The sequence below is a fragment of the Aeromonas sp. MR16 genome (assembly GCF_022549315.1).
GTDB classification, from domain to species: domain Bacteria; phylum Pseudomonadota; class Gammaproteobacteria; order Enterobacterales; family Aeromonadaceae; genus Aeromonas; species Aeromonas aquatica.
This window is the reverse complement of the sequence record NZ_JAKZFK010000007.1, coordinates 75817-92092: the sequence shown is the minus strand read 5'-3', so window position 1 is coordinate 92092 and position 16276 is coordinate 75817. Positions and strand designations below refer to the sequence as shown.

14 protein-coding genes and 1 tRNA gene are annotated in these 16276 nt (G+C 60.9%); 9 read left to right on the top strand and 6 right to left on the bottom strand.

Annotated features, from left to right (window positions below):
• Window positions 1-10 precede the first annotated feature (10 nt).
• Window positions 11-712 (top strand): DnaA inactivator Hda, encoded by a 702-nt coding sequence (hda, locus tag MM194_RS07770; protein ID WP_241343233.1) that lies wholly within the window; start codon window positions 11-13, stop codon window positions 710-712.
• A gap of 101 nt (window positions 713-813) precedes the next feature.
• Here the strand turns inward: hda and aceA are convergent, their stop codons facing one another.
• From aceA to MM194_RS07750, 4 genes are all read right to left on the bottom strand, one after another.
• Window positions 814-2127, bottom strand: coding sequence for an isocitrate lyase (gene aceA, locus MM194_RS07765; RefSeq protein ID WP_241343232.1), 1314 nt, complete (start codon window positions 2125-2127; stop codon window positions 814-816).
• Between the two features lie 72 nt (window positions 2128-2199).
• Window positions 2200-3807: a malate synthase A gene (aceB, locus tag MM194_RS07760; RefSeq protein ID WP_241343231.1), complete on the bottom strand. Its 1608-nt coding sequence runs from the start codon at window positions 3805-3807 to the stop codon at window positions 2200-2202.
• A gap of 708 nt (window positions 3808-4515) precedes the next feature.
• Window positions 4516-4656 carry a hypothetical protein gene (locus MM194_RS07755; RefSeq protein ID WP_193354273.1) on the bottom strand — a complete coding sequence of 47 codons (141 nt, stop codon included), beginning with the start codon at window positions 4654-4656 and terminating at the stop codon, window positions 4516-4518.
• Between the two features lie 274 nt (window positions 4657-4930).
• Window positions 4931-5007 (bottom strand) — tRNA-Pro (locus tag MM194_RS07750).
• Window positions 5008-5291: 284 nt separating this feature from the next.
• On the opposite strand from MM194_RS07750, the gene tadA reads away from it, so the two are divergent.
• The 7 genes from tadA (at window position 5292) to MM194_RS07715 (ending at window position 13905) form a co-directional block, all read left to right on the top strand.
• The gene (gene tadA / locus MM194_RS07745; RefSeq protein ID WP_277605075.1) at window positions 5292-5801 is read left to right on the top strand and encodes a tRNA adenosine(34) deaminase TadA; all 510 of its coding nucleotides are present in this window, start codon (window positions 5292-5294) and stop codon (window positions 5799-5801) included.
• A 201-nt stretch (window positions 5802-6002) separates the two neighbouring features.
• The gene (locus MM194_RS07740) at window positions 6003-8240 is read left to right on the top strand and encodes an ABC transporter permease subunit (RefSeq protein WP_033131159.1); all 2238 of its coding nucleotides are present in this window, start codon (window positions 6003-6005) and stop codon (window positions 8238-8240) included.
• A gap of 51 nt (window positions 8241-8291) precedes the next feature.
• Window positions 8292-9941, top strand: coding sequence for a phosphate ABC transporter permease PstA (pstA, locus tag MM194_RS07735; RefSeq protein ID WP_033131160.1), 1650 nt, complete (start codon window positions 8292-8294; stop codon window positions 9939-9941).
• Window positions 9942-10044: 103 nt separating this feature from the next.
• A complete protein-coding gene (gene pstB, locus MM194_RS07730) occupies window positions 10045-10863 on the top strand; it encodes a phosphate ABC transporter ATP-binding protein PstB (RefSeq protein WP_033131161.1) in 819 nt (272 codons plus the stop codon).
• 100 nt (window positions 10864-10963) lie between these two features.
• A complete protein-coding gene (gene phoU / locus MM194_RS07725; protein ID WP_025327511.1) occupies window positions 10964-11674 on the top strand; it encodes a phosphate signaling complex protein PhoU in 711 nt (236 codons plus the stop codon).
• 192 nt (window positions 11675-11866) lie between these two features.
• Window positions 11867-13198, top strand: coding sequence for a hemolysin family protein (locus MM194_RS07720; RefSeq protein WP_241343230.1), 1332 nt, complete (start codon window positions 11867-11869; stop codon window positions 13196-13198).
• A 164-nt stretch (window positions 13199-13362) separates the two neighbouring features.
• A complete protein-coding gene (locus MM194_RS07715) occupies window positions 13363-13905 on the top strand; it encodes a hypothetical protein (protein WP_033131163.1) in 543 nt (180 codons plus the stop codon).
• Window positions 13906-13974: 69 nt separating this feature from the next.
• Here the strand turns inward: MM194_RS07715 and MM194_RS07710 are convergent, their stop codons facing one another.
• Window positions 13975-14814: a sterol desaturase family protein gene (locus MM194_RS07710; RefSeq protein ID WP_241343229.1), complete on the bottom strand. Its 840-nt coding sequence runs from the start codon at window positions 14812-14814 to the stop codon at window positions 13975-13977.
• A gap of 188 nt (window positions 14815-15002) precedes the next feature.
• Between MM194_RS07710 and MM194_RS07705 the strand changes: the two genes are divergently transcribed.
• Window positions 15003-15374, top strand: a complete 372-nt coding sequence (locus MM194_RS07705) for a hypothetical protein (protein ID WP_033131164.1) — start codon at window positions 15003-15005, stop codon at window positions 15372-15374.
• A 75-nt stretch (window positions 15375-15449) separates the two neighbouring features.
• On the opposite strand, the gene MM194_RS07700 is transcribed toward MM194_RS07705, so the two are convergent.
• Window positions 15450-16193 (bottom strand): amino acid ABC transporter ATP-binding protein, encoded by a 744-nt coding sequence (locus MM194_RS07700; protein ID WP_033131165.1) that lies wholly within the window; start codon window positions 16191-16193, stop codon window positions 15450-15452.
• Window positions 16194-16276: the final 83 nt, after the last annotated feature.

The following is a 16276-nucleotide window of genomic DNA, read 5'->3' as shown; positions in this document are numbered from 1 at the left end:
AGCCCAACGAGTGAAGCAACCGGCCCAACTGTCTTTAGCCGTACAATTACCGGATGATGAAACCTTCGTCAGTTTTTATCCCGGCAACAACGCCCATCTGATCACCGCCCTCAAGAATGCGGCCATCGGTCAGGGCGCACCTTTCCTCTATTTCTGGGGTGCCAAAGGATCCGGGCGCTCGCATCTGTTGCACGCCACCTGTGCCGAGGTCAACGCCCGCGACGCGGCGGCGGCCTATCTCTCCCTCGATCAGTTCGAACAGCTGGATCCCAGCATGCTCGATGCCCTCGAAAGCCTGCCCCTGGTCTGTCTGGACAGTCTGGAAGCCATCGCCGGCAATGCGCTGTGGGAGCGGGCCCTGTTCGATTTCTACAATCGCTGGCGGGAGAAGGGGGAGGGGACCCTGGTGGTCACCGGCTGCAGCGCGCCGCGCAAGCTGGGTCTGCAACTGCCGGATCTCGCCTCCCGCCTCGACTGGGGGGTGAGTTTTCATCTCGACGAGCTGGACGACGAGGGCAAGCTCAGCGCCTTGCAGCTGCGCGCCGAGCTGCGGGGTTTCAAGCTGCCCATCGACGTGGGCCGCTTCCTGCTCAACCGGCTGTCGCGTGACATGCGCACCTTGCTCGCCACCCTCAATCAGCTCGACAACGCCTCCTTTCGTGCCAAACGCAAACTCACCATCCCCTTTGTCAAAGAGATCCTCGAGCTCTGACCCGGCGGTATTGCCCCGTTTCATGTCTCACGCGCAAAAAAGAAACCCCGGCACCAGGCCGGGGTTTTTGTTTTAGCGATATGGCTCGCATCATGCAGTCATCAGTGGAACTGATCTTCTTCGGTGGAGCCGGTTAGTGCAGTGACGGACGACTGCCCACCCTGGATGACGGTAGTGACCTTGTCGAAGTAACCCGTGCCCACTTCCTGCTGGTGCGCCACGAAGGTGTAACCACGGCTGGCGGCGGCAAATTCCGGCTCCTGCACCATCTCGACGTAGTGTTTCATCCCCTCACCACGGGCGTACTGGTAGGCCAGCTCGTACATGTGGAACCACATGTTATGAATTCCAGCGAGCGTGATGAACTGGTACTTGTAGCCCATGTCGGACAGCTCCTGCTGGAAGCGGGCGATGGTGGCATCGTCCAGGTTCTTCTTCCAGTTGAAGCTGGGGGAGCAGTTGTAGGCCAGTATGGTGTCCGGGTACTGGGCCTTGATGGCTTCGGCAAACTGGCGCGCCTCGTCCAGATCCGGCTTGGCGGTTTCACACCACACCATGTCGGCGTAAGGGGCATAGGCGAGGCCGCGGGAGATGGCCTGCTCGATGCCGGCCTGCACCTTGTAGAAGCCCTCGGCGGTACGCTCACCGGTCAGGAAGCCAGCATCGTAAGGGTCGGCGTCCGTGGTCAGCAGGTCGGCGGCATTGGCGTCGGTACGGGCGATCACCAGCGTGGTAGTGCCACAGACATCCGCTGCCAAACGTGCTGCGACCAGCTTCTGCACCGCTTCCTGGGTGGGGACCAGCACCTTGCCACCCATGTGGCCGCACTTCTTGACGGAGGCCAGCTGATCTTCGAAGTGCACGCCGGCGGCGCCCGCTTCGATCATGCCCTTCATCAGTTCAAACGCGTTGAGCACGCCACCGAAACCGGCCTCGGCATCCGCCACGATCGGCAGGAAGTAGTCGATGAAACCGGCATCCTGCGGACCCACTTTGTTGGCCCACTGGATCTGGTCGGCGCGGGCGAAGGAGTTGTTGATGCGCTCCACCACGGACGGCACAGAGTTGGCCGGGTAGAGGGACTGATCCGGATACATGGTGGAGGACAAGTTGTTGTCCGCCGCCACCTGCCAGCCGGAGAGGTAGATGGCCTCGATGCCCGCCTTGGCCTGCTGCACCGCCTGACCACCGGTCAGGGCGCCGAGGCAGTTGACGTAGCCCTTCCTGGCGCCGCCGTGGATCAGCTCCCACAGCTTGTCGGCGCCGCGCTGGGCCAGGGTATGTGCTGGCTGCAAGCTGCCGCGCAGGTTCACCACGTCTTCGGCGCTGTAGCCGCGCTTGATCCCTTTCCAGCGGGGGTTCTCCGCCCAGTCTTTCTCGATAGCCTGGATCTGTTGCTCACGGGTCAGTGCCATATCAGTTCCCTCTTTCATTGATTTCACGTTTCCATTGATTTGTTATGGACGAGCCCCGCCCGGGGCCCGGATTCAGAGCCGCTCGTAACCGGGCAGCGTCAGAAAATCGATCAGGGTGTCGGCGCAGGTGATCTGCTCCATCAGCTCGCTCGCCTCGGCAAAGCGACCGGCCTGCCAGCGGGCATCGCCCAGCTCGGCTTTGACCACCTCCTGCTCCTCGGCCAGCATCTGGCGGAACAGCGCCTTGGTCACCACCTTGCCGTTGGAGAGGCTCTTGCCGTGGCGGATCCACTGCCAGATGGAGGTGCGGGAGATCTCGGCGGTGGCCGCGTCTTCCATCAGACCGTAGATGGGCACGCAGCCGTTGCCGCCGATCCAGGCCTCCAGATATTGCAGGGCGACCCGGATATTGGTGCGCATGCCGGCCTCGGTGCGCTCACCCTCGCAGGGAGCCAGCAGCTCGGCGGCGGTGATGGGGGCATCCTGTTCACGCAGCACCCCGATCTGGTTCCTGGCGCCAGCCGGGATGGCGGCGTTGAACACCGCCATGGCGGTATCGGCGAGGCCGGGGTGAGCCACCCAGGTGCCGTCGTGACCGTTGTTTGCCTCCCGCTCCTTGTCCGCTTTCACCTTGGCGAAGACCTCGGCGTTCACCGCCGGATCCTTGGCCGGGATGAAGGCGGCCATGCCGCCCATGGCCAGGGCGCCGCGGCGGTGGCAGGTCTTGATCAGCAGGCGCGAGTAGGCGCTCAGGAAAGGTTTGTCCATGGTGACTACCTGCCTGTCCGGCAGGACGCGATCCGGGTGGTTCTTCAGGGTCTTGATGTAGCTGAAGATGTAGTCCCAGCGGCCGCAGTTGAGCGCGACTATGTGATCCTTCATCTGATAGAGCAGCTCGTCCATCTCGAACACTGCAGGCAGGGTCTCGATGAGGACCGTGGCCTTGATGGTGCCGCGGGGCAGGCCGAACTTGTCTTCGGTCCAGGCGAACACCTCGCTCCACCAGCGACCCTCCAGGTGGCTCTGCAGCTTGGGTATATAGAAGTAGGGGCCTGAGCCCTTGGCCAGCAGCGCCTTGTGGTTGTGCAGGAAGTAGAGTGCGAAGTCGAACAGGCCGCCTGGGATGGGGTCACCGTCGAAGGTGACGTGCTTCTCCGGTAGGTGCAGGCCGCGCACCCGGCAGATGAGCACGGCGGGATCGGCCTTGAGGGTATAAGCCTTGCCCTCGGGATTCTGGTAGGAGATGGTGCCGTTGACGGCATCACGCAGGTTGATCTGACCCTCGATCACCTTATTCCAGGCCGGCGCCAGAGAGTCCTCGAAGTCCGCCATGAACACTTTCACGTTGGCGTTGAGGGCGTTGATCACCATCTTGCGCTCGACCGGTCCGGTGATCTCCACACGGCGGTCCTGCAGATCGGCGGGGATGCCACGCACTGCCCACTGGCTCTCGCGAATATGGGCGGTTTCCGGCAGAAAATCGGGGAGTTCCCCCCCATCGATGCGGGCCTGACGGGCGACCCGCTGCTTCAGCAGTTCGTTGCGCTGGGGGGCGAAGCGTTCCACCAGTTCGGATACCAGGGCCACCGCATCCGGCGTCAGGATGTGCGCGTACTCGGGAAGCATCTCGCCTTGAATGCGCAGACGGCTGCTGCTGATGGTCTGGGCCGGTGCCGACATAGGGTTCACTCCTTTGAAAGTTACATTTTGAACTTATTAACTACGACTAACGTCGATTCCTGTTTTCATTAAACTCCCCGTAACAGCGGGGTAACACGACTCATAAGGTGCAAAAGTTTGTCCGGCCCGTCAACCTGATTTTTAAAACAGCTGTTTTCGAGCGGTATTTAAGTTTATGTTTTTAATGGATTTACCTGATTAGCATAAAAGCTCTACGTAGATGGTTATGCTCTTGGTTATTCCCCTCGCCTGGTGGGCAGAATGAGCGCCGTGTCGAGCAGCAAAAATGTAATAAATTACGTAATAAAATTACCAATGCAAAAACAAATCCCGACCTTACTCCAGGCTTTGCGAAAACATCTGTATGAAATTCATTCTGCGAATGCAGTCGTTATCTAGCGCCCAGCAAGGTTGGCTGGCGAACTGTTGTTTAAAACTTGATGGCGAGATCCGTGGATAGGGAGGGGCTGGCGCACCCAGGGTTGAAATGACGCGCAATAACGTAGGTTTGTATCAAGGAGTCGAAGGGGCAGGGGAGCCGGAGGTAGGTATGTGACCAGTGAATTATACCGATAATATCTAATTAACCAGCATTTTATGGTTATTTTTTGTCGGCGGTGATTTGGCGGGATTCAAGAAGCGGTGCCGGACAACAAAACCGGCCCTTCATCCGCGGCGTTGATGGGAGAGGGGGAGGCCTTCTTCGCCTCAGTAGTCCTCGTCCGGGGCGGCGAGATCGATCACATCAAGGCGTACCATGCTGCCGCCTTCGGCATCACCGGACTCGAGCGCGGGATGGGAGGGCGAGAGAAGGGGCTGGTCGGGTTGAGTATCAACTGCTTGCGTCATGGGTGCTTGCCTCATTGGATTGCAAGCCGGTCGGTGACTCCCTCACCCGAATATCCACCTCCCTGTATGCATGGCCGGCGGAAAAGTTGCGTATCCTAGCGGCACTTTATAAAAGCTTCAAGTGGTTCTGTATAAAAAACATGCCAATGCTGTGTTTGCGGTCGATGGCAGCAGGATGCGGGTGTAAAGAAGGGAATAAGAGAAGAAGATAGCGAGGGAGAGATGCAGACAAAAAAATAGCCCAGTCACGAGACTGGGCTATTTTCGGGGAAAATGGTCGGTGTGAGAGGATTCGAACCTCCGACCCTCTACACCCCATGCAGATGCGCTACCTGGCTGCGCTACACACCGACGAGGTCAGTTCGAGCTGACGGAAGGGAGTCTAATGATATGAACAACTGGGTGCAACTCCTTTTTTATCAGACAGATGCCGACTGCTTCTTTATTGCGCAGCCCCTCCGTTTCACGGGGAAGTGCGACTTGGGCCCGGGCGAGAGATTTGGCATAATCGCCGCCCACCTCGCCCGGTGCCGGTGGCCCTGGATCCGGGCCGAGCGGGCAGGGCCGTCTTTGATGATGAATACAGATAAATGAGAGGAACGGCCGTGGAGCCAACTCAGAAGAACGCAGCCGAGATGCAGATCACCCAGGACGAGCGCTGGATGCGCCACGCCATGGCGCTGGCCAGCAAGGCCGAAGGGATCGGCGAGATCCCGGTGGGGGCCGTGCTGGTGCTGGGGGACGAGGTGATAGGCGAGGGCTGGAATCGCTCCATCAGCGAGCATGACGCCTGCGCCCATGCGGAGATCATGGCGATCCGCGCCGCCGGCACCCGGCTGCAAAACTACCGGCTGCTCGATACCGTGCTCTATGTGACCCTCGAGCCCTGCTGCATGTGCGCCGGCGCCCTCATCCACAGCCGCGTCAAGCGGGTGGTGTTCGGCGCCCGGGATCTCAAGACGGGGGCGGCGGGCTCGGTGTTCGAGATCCTGCAGGATCCCCGCCACAACCACAGGGTCGAGCTCTGTGGGGATGTGCTGGCGGATGCCTGCTCGGCCCAGCTGTCGGCTTTTTTCAAACGGCGCCGGGCCGAGAAGAAGGCGCAGAAACTGGCATCACAACCCGCGAGCGACACGCCCGCCTGACTCCCGCAGGGGGGCGTCCGCCATCCTGTCCTACTCCCTTTTAAATACCTTATATAAACAAGCGGTTGGCGCTCTCTCACCGAGATGGGTCCAGCCTTGTTTGTCCTTGAAAGAACCTGCGTTTCATCGCGTCCGATGTAACAAAACTGTCATGCAACCGCCATATAATGCCGCCAAGCCTAGCTCACATTGAGGTTTTGCATGTCATCGGAATCGATCAACCTGGTCATGGCGGGCAGTAGAAAACGCCGGATCAAGGACAAACTGGCCAAGTACGGAGTCACCACTGGGGGTGGTCTGGTACTGGTGGCCTTGCTGCTTATATTCTTCTACCTGCTCTATGTGGTGAAGCCCATCTTCAATGGCGCCAGCATGGACGCGACCTCTTCCTTCACGCTGCCGGTGCAGGGCAAGACCGCCTGGCTCGGCGTCGAGGAGCAAAACGAGATAGGTTACCGCTTCAGCGACAAGGGAGAGGTCAGCTTCTTCGTGGTGCAAGCCGATGGCAACCTCAAGGTAGGTCAGGTACTGGGTCAGACCCAGATCCCCGGCAACATCAGCGCGGTCGCGACGCCGGCCCCCGGCCAGAAGCTGATCGCCTACGGCTTTGCCGATGGCAAGGCGCTGGTCGTTCAGCCCTATTTCAAGGTCTCCTATCCCAACGACGTGCGCGTCATCGAGCCAAGCCTGCAATATCCCTTCGGTGAAGAGCCCATGGTGCTCGATCCACAGGGCAAGGCGCTGCAACGCATGGTGTTCGAGGCGACCAAGGACAAGATGGCCGCCGCCGCCGTGACCGAAGATGGCCGTGGTGTGATGGCGGTGCTGAGCGGTGAGGAGAACTTCCTCTCCGGGGAAGTAGAGTGGAGCAGCCAGAACTACGCCATACCCTCCCTGCCGCGCCAGGTGGATCAGATGTTGCTGACCCCCAATCTGCGCATCCTGTTCGTGCGCGAGGGCAACCGCCTGTCGGTCTATGACATCCACAACCTGGATGACATCTCCCTGCGCGACGTCATGGAGATCAATGCTCCGAACGCCAACGTGACCCAGGTCGCGCTGCTCTCCGGCGCCTCTTCCCTACTGGTGGGCAATGACAATGGCGTCATCTCCCAGTGGTTCGAGGTGGCCAAAGATGGCAAACGTGCATTCACCCAAATTCGTGACTTCAAGAATGATGGCCCGGTCGACTTGCTGACCCCTGAGCACTTCCGCAAGGGCTTCATCAGCAGCGCCAAGGACGGTACCGTCAACTTCTTCCACGCCACCGGCGAGACCAAGCTGCTGAGCGAGAAGGTCGAAGGCGGTGCCATGGCGGCCCTGGCCATCTCCCCGCGTCACAATCTGCTGCTGGCGCAGCAGGAGAACAACTTCAAGCTGTTCTCCGTCGAGAATGATCACCCCGAGGTGACCTGGTCGGCGCTGTGGCAGCAGGTGTGGTACGAAGGCTATCCCGAGCCGCAATACGTGTGGCAGTCCACCTCCGCAAGCAACGACTTCGAAGCCAAGCTGAGCCTGGTGCCCCTGGTGTTCGGGACCCTCAAGGCCTCCTTCTACGCCATGCTGTTCGCGGTGCCCCTCGGCGTGGCCGGTGCCATCTACACCGCCTACTTCATGTCGGCGGGCCTGCGCAAGTACGTCAAGCCGACGGTGGAAATCATGGCGGCGCTGCCGACCGTGATACTGGGCTTCCTGGCCGGTCTCTGGCTCGCTCCCATCATCGAAGGGGCGCTACCCGGGGTGATCCTGCTGCTGATCCTGCTGCCCATGGGCATGTTGCTGACGGCGCTGGTCTGGAACTACCTGCCGGAGCGTGGCCGCTTGTGGCTGCCAGAGGGCTGGCACGCCATCCTGCTCATTCCGGTGCTGCTGTTCATCGGCTGGGGGGCCTTCGCCCTGAGCCCGCTCATCGAAAACGCCTTCATGCACGGGGATTCCCGCATCTGGCTGACCCACGAGATGGGCATCAAGTTTGACCAGCGCAACTCCCTGGTGGTCGGCATCGCCATGGGCTTCGCGGTCATACCCACCATCTTCTCCATCGCCGAGGATGCGGTGTTCTCTGTGCCCAAGCACCTCACTCAAGGGTCCCTGGCACTCGGTGCCACTCCCTGGCAGACCCTGAGCCGGGTGGTGATCCTGACCGCGAGTCCGGGCATCTTCTCGGCGGTGATGATGGGCCTTGGCCGCGCCGTGGGCGAGACCATGATAGTGCTGATGGCGACCGGTAATACCCCCATCATGGACTTCTCCATGTTCCAGGGGCTGCGCACCCTGGCGGCGAACATCGCGGTGGAGATGCCGGAGTCGGAAGTGGGCAGTTCCCACTACCGGGTACTGTTCCTCGCGGCCTTCGTCCTGTTTGTATTCACCTTTATGTTCAACACCCTGGCCGAGTTCATTCGTCAGCGGTTGCGCGAAAAATACAGCTCTCTGTAATGAGCCGTTCTATTAAAAAGCGGCGTTCTGTATATGGACAAGGAATCAACAATGGGTAAGTGGTTTAAATCAGGGGCCCCCTGGATCTGGATGACAGGCGGCGCCGTCAGCCTGAGTCTGGTGGCCGTACTGGGTCTGTTGCTGCTGATCGGCTGGCGTGGTCTGGTCTACTTCTGGCCGCACCCCATCTATGAGTGGCAGCTGGAAGACGCGGCCGGCAACAAGAGCGTGCTGATCGGCGAGATCAACGATCGCGAAGAGGTGCCGGTTGAGCGGCTGCGTGCCGCCGGCCAGGCGCTGGCCGGGGAAGAGCGCGAGCTGTTGACCCGTTATCTGGTCAAGACCGGCAACCGTGAATTCGTCGACCTCGATTTCCGCTGGGTGCTGGAGACCGACATCAAGTCCCGCACCCTGCCGGCCGAGCTCGCCATGGTGGAACGCACCACCAACGGCAACTTCTACGGCTACATCACCTCGGTGAAGGAAGATGGCAAGGAGCTGACGTCGGATCTGCACCCTGCGCTGCAGCGGGTGCTGGCTCGGGCCAACGCGCTTTCCGAACAGGCCAACGACCTGCAAAAGGGTGACATCGGCAGCATCAACTATCAGCTCGAGAAGCTGCGCCTCAAGGAGCGCAAGGCCGAGCTGGATGGCAAGCTGACCGATCAGCTGAAATCCCAGCTGGCCGCCGAGCGCCAGGCGCTGGGCGAACGTTACCAGGGGCTGGAGAAGGAGCTGTTCTCCCTGCGCAGTCAGGCGGACAGGGACAGCATCGTCGTCAAGGATATGCGCGGCGAGCTGGTCACCATGCCCATGTCCAAGGTATTGGACGTGGTCTGGCCCAACGACATGAGCCTGCCGGCCAAGGTGGGACACTGGTTCCATCAGATTGGCAAGTTCGTCTCCGACGATCCCCGTGAGGCCAACACCGAGGGCGGCGTCTTCCCGGCCATCTTCGGCACCGTGTTCATGGTGCTGCTGATGGCGATCATCGTGACTCCGCTGGGGGTGGTGGCGGCCGTCTACCTGCACGAGTACGCGGGCAAGAACAGCCTGACCAAGATCATCCGCATCGCGGTGATCAACCTGGCGGGCGTGCCCTCCATCGTGTACGGCGTGTTCGGCCTGGGTTTCTTCGTCTACACGCTCGGTGGTTCGTTAGACCAGCTGTTCTACCCGGAAGCGCTGCCGAGCCCGACCTTTGGTTCCCCCGGCGTCATCTGGTCGGCGCTGACCCTGGCCATCCTGACCCTGCCGGTGGTGATCGTCTCCACCGAAGAGGGGCTGGCGCGGATCCCGAGCACCATTCGTCAAGGCTCCCTGGCACTGGGTGCCACCCAGGCCGAGACCCTGTGGCGCATCGTGCTGCCCATGGCGAGCCCGGCCATCATGACCGGCCTTATCCTGGCGATAGCGCGCGCGGCGGGTGAAGTGGCACCGCTGATGCTGGTGGGGGTGGTGAAGCTTGCTCCCACGTTGCCGATGGATGGCAACTTCCCGTACCTGCACGTGGAGCGCAAGTTCATGCATCTGGGCTTCCACATCTACGATGTGGGCTTCCAGAGCCCGAACGTCGAGGCGGCGCGGCCGCTGGTGTATGCCACCTCCTTCCTGCTGGTGACGGTGATCGTCGGCCTGAACCTGACGGCTATCGGTATTCGTAACCACCTGCGCGAGAAATTCCGGTCGCTGGAGCATTAATCCGGCCACCCCAGAGACAAGAGATGCGCGGCCAGCGGCCGCCATCAACAGCATGATGGTCGCCGGAGTGCATCCGGCCACCTTGAACCGATTGAGGTAACAGATGATCAACGTAACACCGACTTCGACCCAGCATACCGCCCTGGACTTGCTCAATCTGAGCCCGGAACAGACCGCGCTCGAGGTCAAGGATCTCAACCTGTATTACGGCAACAAGCAGGCGCTGTTCAACGTCAACATGAAGATCCCGAAAGGGCAGGTGACCGCCTTCATCGGCCCGTCCGGCTGTGGCAAGTCGACCCTGCTGCGCTGCATCAACCGGATGAACGATCTGGTGGAGATCTGCCGCATCGAGGGGGAGATCCAGCTGCACGGCCACAACATCTATGACAAGGGGGTGGATGTCTCCGCCCTGCGCCGTCAGGTGGGCATGGTGTTCCAGCGTCCTAACCCCTTCCCCAAGTCCATCTACGAGAACGTGGTCTATGGCCTGCGCCTGCAGGGCATCAACGACCGCCGTACCCTGGATGAGGCCGCCGAGCGTTCACTGCGCGGCGCCGCGCTGTGGGAAGAGGTGAAGGATCGGCTGCATGACAATGCGTTTGGCCTGTCCGGTGGTCAGCAACAGCGGCTGGTGATCGCCCGGGCCATCGCCATCGAGCCGGAAGTGCTGCTGCTCGATGAACCGACCTCGGCGCTGGATCCCATCTCCACCCTCACCATCGAGGAGCTGATCAACGAGCTCAAGAGCCAGTTCACCGTGGTCATCGTCACCCACAACATGCAACAGGCGGCGCGGGTGTCGGATCAGACCGCCTTCATGTACATGGGCGAGCTCATCGAGTACTCGAACACCAACACCATCTTCACCACTCCGGCCAAGAAGAAGACCGAAGACTACATCACAGGTCGTTACGGCTAAGGGGTGAGGGAAAGAGTGGTATGAACAGCGTGAATTTCAGCGAACACATTAGCGGTCAGTTCAGTGGCTAAGGCATAATCGGAGCATAAGGATTATTTGTATGGACAATATGAACCTCAATAAACACATCTCCGGTCAGTTCAATGCCGAGCTGGAGAACGTACGCAATCAGGTGCTGGTGATGGGTGGCCTGGTGGAGCAGCAGCTGACCGACGCCATCTCGGCCATCCACATCCAGGATCTGGACGCGGCGCGCAAGATAGTGGCCAACGACCATAAGGTCAACGCCATGGAAGTGGCCATCGACGAGGAGTGCACCCGCATCATCGCCAAGCGTCAGCCGACCGCGTCCGACCTGCGACTGGTGATGGCCATCATCAAGACCATCACGGATCTGGAGCGCATCGGCGACGTGGCGGACAAGATCGCCCGCATGCTGACCGACAACGCCAACAAGCCGCAGCCGCCGTTGGTGTCGCTCGAGAACATGGGCCGCCGCACCATCAAGATGCTGCACGACGTGCTCGACGCCTTCGCCCGCATGGATCTGGAGGCGGCCATCGCCGTCTACAAGGAAGATGACAAGGTGGATCGGGAGTACGAGTCCATCATCCGCGAGCTGATGACCTACATGATGGAGGATCCGCGCACCATACCCCAGGTGCTGAACGTGCTGTGGGCGGCGCGGGCCATCGAGCGGGTCGGCGACCGTTGCCAGCACATCTGCGAATACATCGTCTACTACGTCAAGGGCAAGGACGTACGCCATACCAAGGCGGACGAACTGAGCGATCTGCTCGGCAAGCATTGAACCAGAAATGAATAAAAAGGCGCGTTGAGCGCCTTTTTTGTTGCATTGGGCGACAGGTTAAGATAACGCCACCCAATGGGCGCTTTTCTGCTAGAATACTGCCCCTGTGTGAGTCCCGGATGGACTCACGGTCTGGTATCCCGGGCCCAGTTTGCCGTCTTGTGCTAAGGCGGCTGTCGCAATAGGTTAATCATGAGTTTTGCCGATAGTTTATTCTTTTTGATGCTGCTGGTCGCCGGCAGCGTGTTCTTCTCCCTCTCCGAGATCTCTCTCGCCGCCTCCCGCAAGATTAAATTGCAGGTGATGGCCGACGAGGGAAACCGCCATGCCGAAAAAGTGCTGGCGCTGCAGGCCCAGCCGGGTAATTTCTTCACCGTGGTGCAGATTGGCCTCAACACCGTCGCCATCCTGGGCGGCGTCTTGGGCGAATCAGCCCTGAACCCGGCCATCAAGACCTTCATCGCCGGCTTCTATCAAGGTCCCTGGCTCTCCCAGCTGAGCTCGGTCGTCTCCTTCGTGGTCGTCACCAGCCTCTTTATCCTGATCGCAGACCTGATGCCCAAGCGTCTGGCCATGAGCATGCCGGAGCGGGTTGCCGTGGTGGTAGTGCGCCCCATGCTGCTGTGCGTGACCCTGCTGATGCCGCTGGTGTGGTTCTTCAACGGCATGGCGAACGCGCTGTTCCGCCTGCTGCGGGTCTCCATGATCCGCAACGACGAGATCACCTCCGACGACATCTATGCGGTGATGGATGCGGGTGCCGAGGCGGGGGTCATCCAGCGCGAGGAGCATCAGCTCATCGAGAACGTGTTCGAGTTGCAGTCCCTCGGCGTCACCTCCGCCATGACGGCCCGCGAGAGCCTCATCTACTTCACCCTGCAGGAAGGTGAAGAGAGTATCAAGGCCAAGATCGCCGAGCACCCCCACAACAAATTCCTGGTGTGCGATCACAATCTCGACAGCATCAAGGGCTTCGTCGATGCGAAAGAACTGTTGATCCGCGTCATCAGCGGCCAGAGCATCGATCTCAACAGCGGCTCCCTGGTGCAGAACGTCATCATCATCCCCGACACCCTGAACCTCTACGAGGCGATGGAGTACTTCAAGAATCATCGGGGCGACTTCGCCGTGGTGATGAACGAATACGCCCTGGTGGTGGGCATCGTCACCATGAACGACCTGATGAGCACCGTCATGGGGGAATGGGCCACTCATGCGATGGAAGAGCAGATAGTGCAGCGGGACGAGAACTCCTGGCTGGTGGATGGAGTGACCCCCATCTCCGACGTGATGCGGGCCTTCGACATCGAGGAGTTCCCGGGGAACCAGAACTACGAGACCATCGCCGGCTTCATCATGTTCATGTTGCGCAAGATCCCCAAGCGCACCGACTCGGTGAAATACGCGGGCTACAAGTTCGAAGTCGTCGACATCGACAGCTACAAGATCGATCAGCTGCTGGTCACCCGGGTCGAGCCCGTCAGCACCGACAAGTCGGGGCCGGAGTCACACCCCGCGGTCTGATCATCGGGCTGCCTCGAGATAAAAATGGCCCTGTATGGGCCATTTTTCGATAAGATGTGCAGCCGACAAGTGTGAAGGGGTGGCCAGGTCGGGATTTGCCGCTGACCACCGGAGTGGAACCCATGAATGGAAACCATAGTGACCGAGAAGGTCGTTCAGGAGTCATGAAGATGCCGTCTTATTCCCGTGCGCTCGGCTGTGTGGCGCTGGCCCTCGCCTTGGGGGCCTGTAGCCAGAGTGCCCCGCGCAAGCCTGCCGCCACGCCCAAGCCCGTTGCCCCCCAGGCCGCGGTGGTGGTCCCCCAGCCGGATCCCGATGCCGTGGTGCAAAGCGCCGTGGCAGAGCCGAGCCCGGTCTTCGATGAAGAGTATCAGGGGCCGGATCAGGGCTCTCTGGAGTCGGTGACCGCCCTGTTTGCCCGCGGCTACATCGAGTCCGCCATGCGTGAGACCATGCTGGCGGCGGTGCACAGCGACTACCCGCTGCTCGGCATGCGGGATGTGCGCCTCACCGATCCCGTCTCCAAGTTCCTCACCTCCGCCCAGGCCCGCACCACGGCCCACGACTACCTCTATGCCGGGGTGCAGCGCCGCTTGGGCCGGCCCCTGAGCCCGGCGCAGTGGGAGCAGGTCTGGCAAGGCTTCCCCCAGCAGGGGCGTGTCTCCGACTGGGTCAAACAGACCAAGCGGGTGCTGGCGGGGCGATAAGCCGTCATGACCGGACAAGCGATGAGGCCACCCTTGGGTGGCCTCATTCATTGGGTGCGCAGCGCTTGCTCAGGACGCGGCAGGGCCTGCCGGCTTGCCAAACAGCACCTTGAGCTTCTCTCGCCAGGGTAGGCCTCGTGCCTCGCGCAGCATGTCGCGCCACTCGTGGAAGGTGAGGATGAGCGGGTTGAAGCTGCGGATGGGCTTGGTGATGCCGAAACGGCAGGGCTCGGCGGGATCTTCTTCCACGAAGGTGCCAAACAGCCTGTCCCAGATGATCAGCACCCCGGCGAAGTTGCGGTCTATGTACTTGGCATTGCTGGCGTGATGCACCCTGTGGTGGGAGGGGGTATTGAGGATCCACTCCAGTCGGCCAAGCTTGCCCACTACCTGGGTGTGAACGAAGAACTGGAAACCCAGGCTCAGCAGCACTGTGGTCACCACGGCCTCTGGCGGGAAGCCGATGAGGATCATGGGGATCCAGAACAGCCACATGCCGGAGATGGGGTACATCAGGCTCTGGCGAAAGGCGGTAGAGAGATTGAGTCGCTCCGAGCTGTGATGCACCACGTGGGAGGCCCAGAGCCAGCGCACATGGTGGCTGGCGAAGTGGAACAGCCAGTAGCAGAGATCCTGCAGCAGAAACAGCAGCAGCAGGCTCCAGACATTGAGCTCTATGTCCAGCAGCCGCCAACCCCAGAGCCCGTCGTAGAGGTAGGCGATGGCGATGGCCGCCAGCGCATCCCCTCCCTGATGCATCAGCGCCAGGGAGGCATTGGCGAACAGGTCCCGCCATTGGTAGCCGGCGGTGGGGAAGGCTGCACCGTGCTTGCGCAAATAGAGCATCTCCCAGCCGATGAAGGCCAGAAAGACGGGGGAGAGGTAGAGCAGCAGCAGTTGCACATCCATGTGAGCTATCCGGTTGGACCAGTTGGCTCCCAGCATACCGAATGAATTTAAAAATTCATTAACATTTCATGACCTAGGTGGCGACGGGCCCACCGCCCTCTCCCGACGGGATCCTCACATACACTGGAAGAGAAGGCGCGCGAGTGGGTGGCGCCAAAAGCGGCATGATGTCAGCTGAGGAGGAGAGGATGAGAGCAAACCATGTTTGCGTCATGCTCAGCCTGTTGACCGCGAGTGCAGGGGCCAATGACAGTTTCAACAGCGAGTTGAGTCATTTTGCCGGCGGCGCGGCCATGGGGGCGGGCTTTACGGCCATCGCGGATCACTATGGCTATCGGGAGCACAGGGGCTGGATAGGGTTTGGCGTCTCCACCGGCATCGGCATCGCCGGAGAACTCATCGAGCGGGCAACGGGTCGCGGTGACTTCTCGGCCCTGGATGCGGGTGCCAATGCGCTGGGCGCGGCGGTGGGGGCCTACAGCACGGATCGCTGGCTATTGGCGCCGGTCGTGTTGCCAGAGGCCCACTATGTGGGGCTGATGAGCCGCTACCGCTTCTGATGGCAAGGTGGCCTGGAGCCGTCTGAATGAGAGGAGGGAGCCTGAGCTCCCTCTTTTGTTAGTTGATTCGCAGGATTACAGCACCTGACTCAGGAACTGGCGCAGCCGCGGGGAGGGGGGATTGTCGAAGAAGTCGCTGGGTTTCTCATCCACCAGCAGCTCGCCGCTCTCCATAAACAGCACTCTGTCCGCCACTTCCCGGGCGAAGCCCATCTCGTGGGTCACCACCACCATGGTCATGCCCTCGCGGGCCAGCCCCTTCATCACGTCCAGCACCTCGCCCACCATCTCGGGATCCAGCGCGCTGGTGGGCTCGTCAAACAGCATGATGCGCGGCTGCATGGCGAGCGCCCTGGCGATGGCCACCCGTTGCTGCTGGCCGCCGGAGAGCTGGGACGGGTAGCTCGCGGCCTTGTTTGACAGCCCGACCTTGAGCAGCAGCGCCTTGGATCTGTCCTCGGCCTCCTTGCGGGAGAGTCCCCGCACCTTCTGGGGGGCGAGGCTGATGTTCTCCAGCACGTTGAGGTGGGGGAAGAGGTTGAAGGACTGGAACACCATGCCCACCTCTTCACGCAGCTTGTTGACGTCGCCGGGCTCGGTCAGGCAGATGCCATCGACCCAGATGTCGCCGTCGTTGATGGTCTCGAGCTGATTGAGGGTGCGCAGGAAGGTGGACTTGCCAGAGCCGCTCGGCCCGACGATCACCACCACTTCCCCCTCCGCTACCTGGGTGCTGACGTTCTTGAGGGCGTGCACTTCGCTGCCGTAGAACTTCTCGACCGCCGTCGCCTTGATGATGGGATCAGTGGCTTTTCGCATGTTTCACCTCCAGCTGATGGACCAGGCAGGCGCGGGGCGTGCCGGTCACAGCAGAACTTCTCGACTCCTGTCGGGCTTTGATG